1 protein-coding gene and 2 pseudogenes (1 of these 3 cut by a window edge) are annotated in these 2327 nt (G+C 32.3%); all 3 read left to right on the top strand.

Going from position 1 to position 2327, the window contains the following annotated elements; genetic code table 11:
- Positions 1-454 (top strand): annotated as a pseudogene (locus tag A2255_09825) (phosphoribosyl-ATP diphosphatase); it begins 722 nt to the left of the window's first position.
- A 43-nt stretch (positions 455-497) separates the two neighbouring features.
- On the top strand, positions 498-1748 hold the full coding sequence (locus tag A2255_09820) for a histidinol dehydrogenase (protein OGI16604.1): 1251 nt from the start codon (positions 498-500) through the stop codon (positions 1746-1748).
- 136 nt (positions 1749-1884) lie between these two features.
- Positions 1885-2327 (top strand): annotated as a pseudogene (locus A2255_09815) (hypothetical protein).

Below are 2327 nucleotides of genomic sequence, written 5' to 3'. Positions count from 1 at the left end.
GGAAACAGGCTTAGCAACTTATTTCTCTAGGTCAAGAAACGCTTTATGGACAAAAGGAGACACTTCAGGTAATACACAAAAACTAATTACAGCTAAATATGACTGCGATAAAGATGCTTTACTCTACACAGTTGATCAAAAAGGCGTGGCATGCCATACGGGACGATATTCCTGCTTTGAAGATAAAGAATTTAACCTAAAATCTCTTTATAATGTCCTGATGGAAAGACTAAAAAACCTTCCTGAAGGTTCTTATACAGCTAAATTATTTGAAGATGAGATGCTGTTGAAGCGTAAAATTAATGAAGAAGCTTTCGAGGTAATTCATTCCAGAACAAAAGATGAATTAACCTGGGAAGTTGCAGATTTATTATACTTTGTATTAACTCTTATGGTGAAAAATGACGTAACTATAGATGATCTGCTTGATCAGCTCGAATCCAGAAGAAAATAAAAAGTTTATTTGACTTTCCTGTCTGCAATTTAATTGGTGTATTATGAAAATAATAAATATAAATGAATTAAACCAGAATTTTTTCCAATATAAAGAATTTCCCGAGATCGAAATAGTCCCGGAAGTGATCTCTAATATCAAGAAATATGGAAATAAAAGCATAACTGAATACAGTAAAAAGTTTGGTGATGGAGATCTGACAGAATTCACTGTAAGTAAGGCAGAAATAGATAAAGCTTTTCAGGAAACTCCTCCAGATATTATTGATAGTCTAAATATTGCTATAAGCAACATAAGAGAGTTTGCTGAGGCACAATTCAGTATTTTAAAGAATATAGAAATTGATATAGACGGAATAAAGCTTGGACACAAGATAATTCCGCTAAACAGAATAGGTGCTTATGTTCCAGGAGGAAATTATCCTCTCCCCTCATCTGCACTTATGTCTATAATTCCTGCTAAAATTGCAGGTGTAGAAGAAGTTATTGTTTGCAGCCCTAAAATACAACCGATAACAATGACTGCCTGCAAGCTTGCAGGAGCAGATAAGATATTCAGAATAGGAGGCGTTCAAGCTATTGCTGCTATGGCATATGGCACTGAAACCATTCCTAAAGTAGATAAAATAGTAGGCCCCGGAAATAAGTTTGTAACTGCTGCAAAAAAAGAAGTGTATGGGGTTTGTGGGATTGATTTTCTTGCAGGCCCAAGTGAAGTAATGATTATAGCAGATGAAACTGCAAATCCGGAATTCATTGCAGCTGATTTATTAGCTCAAGCTGAGCATGATAAAGAAGCTGAAGTCTGTTTAATAACCACATCAAAAGAATTAGCCGAGAAAGTTAACAAAAAAATAGAACAATTCTTAACTAAACTTGAAACATCGGATATTGCCGGTATTTCAATTCAAGAGGGAGTTATTATATTAATAGATAATATAACCCAGGCAATAGATATCGCCAATAAAAAAGCACCCGAACATCTTGAAATATGCTTTGATAAGGCTGATACCTTTATTGATAAATTCAAAAACTATGGATCATTATTTATAGGTAATTATTCAGCTGAAGTTTTCGGCGATTATTGTAGTGGCACAAATCATATTCTTCCTACAAATGGAATAGCGAGATATACTGGCGGATTAAGTGTATTTGACTTTGTTAAAATTCAATCTTTTCAACAAATATCAAAACAGGCAGTTCAATCCAAATTATGTGCAACTGCTTCAAAAATAGCTCAACTTGAAGGATTATACGCTCATAAACTATCTTCAGACTTAAGATCAGAAAATTAAAATATATATAAAACTTCGCTACTTATAAATAGATGATTTATAATACATATAAAGTAAGAAAAATTTAAATACATAATCTCCAAATTTTTAAAATTCAAATTTAATATGGTAAAATTAGCTTAAAAGGAGAGGGAACGTGGATACAAAAAAATCAGCAAAATTACCTGATGGGGTTGGAAGAAAGATTATTGAAGCATTGAAAAAACAATCTCAGCCTACAAATGATATCCAAATAGAAGAACAATCATCAATTAATGAGTATAATAACCATTTACAAGACTTTAACTCTACAGAAGATTCAGCTTCTTACCACAATGAATCAGAAGATTTATTGTGGACTAATGATGATCAGAATCAATTATATGACAGTAATACACCAAAATCTGATTTTAACGATTTTGTTCTGGATTCAGATGAAGAAAATTTTAATTCAAATAATCATGAACATCATTATCAATACAATGAAGAATCAAATTTGCCACAGCAAGAAGCTAATTCAGAATACTATGAATTGTATGATGATAACCAATTTTCTATAGATGATGAAGAAGAACCAGCTTATGAAGAACATACACCCAC

It is taken from the genome of Candidatus Melainabacteria bacterium RIFOXYA2_FULL_32_9 (assembly GCA_001784615.1).
GTDB lineage: Bacteria > Cyanobacteriota > Vampirovibrionia > Gastranaerophilales > UBA9579 > UBA9579.
Note: the sequence above shows the minus strand (reverse complement) of the source record. Positions and strands in the feature narration are given on the sequence as shown.

Coding starts and splice junctions, on each gene's coding strand:
- A2255_09820 (OGI16604.1), top strand. CDS start 498: ATGAAAATAATAAATATAAATGAATTAAACCAGAATTTTTTCCAATAT.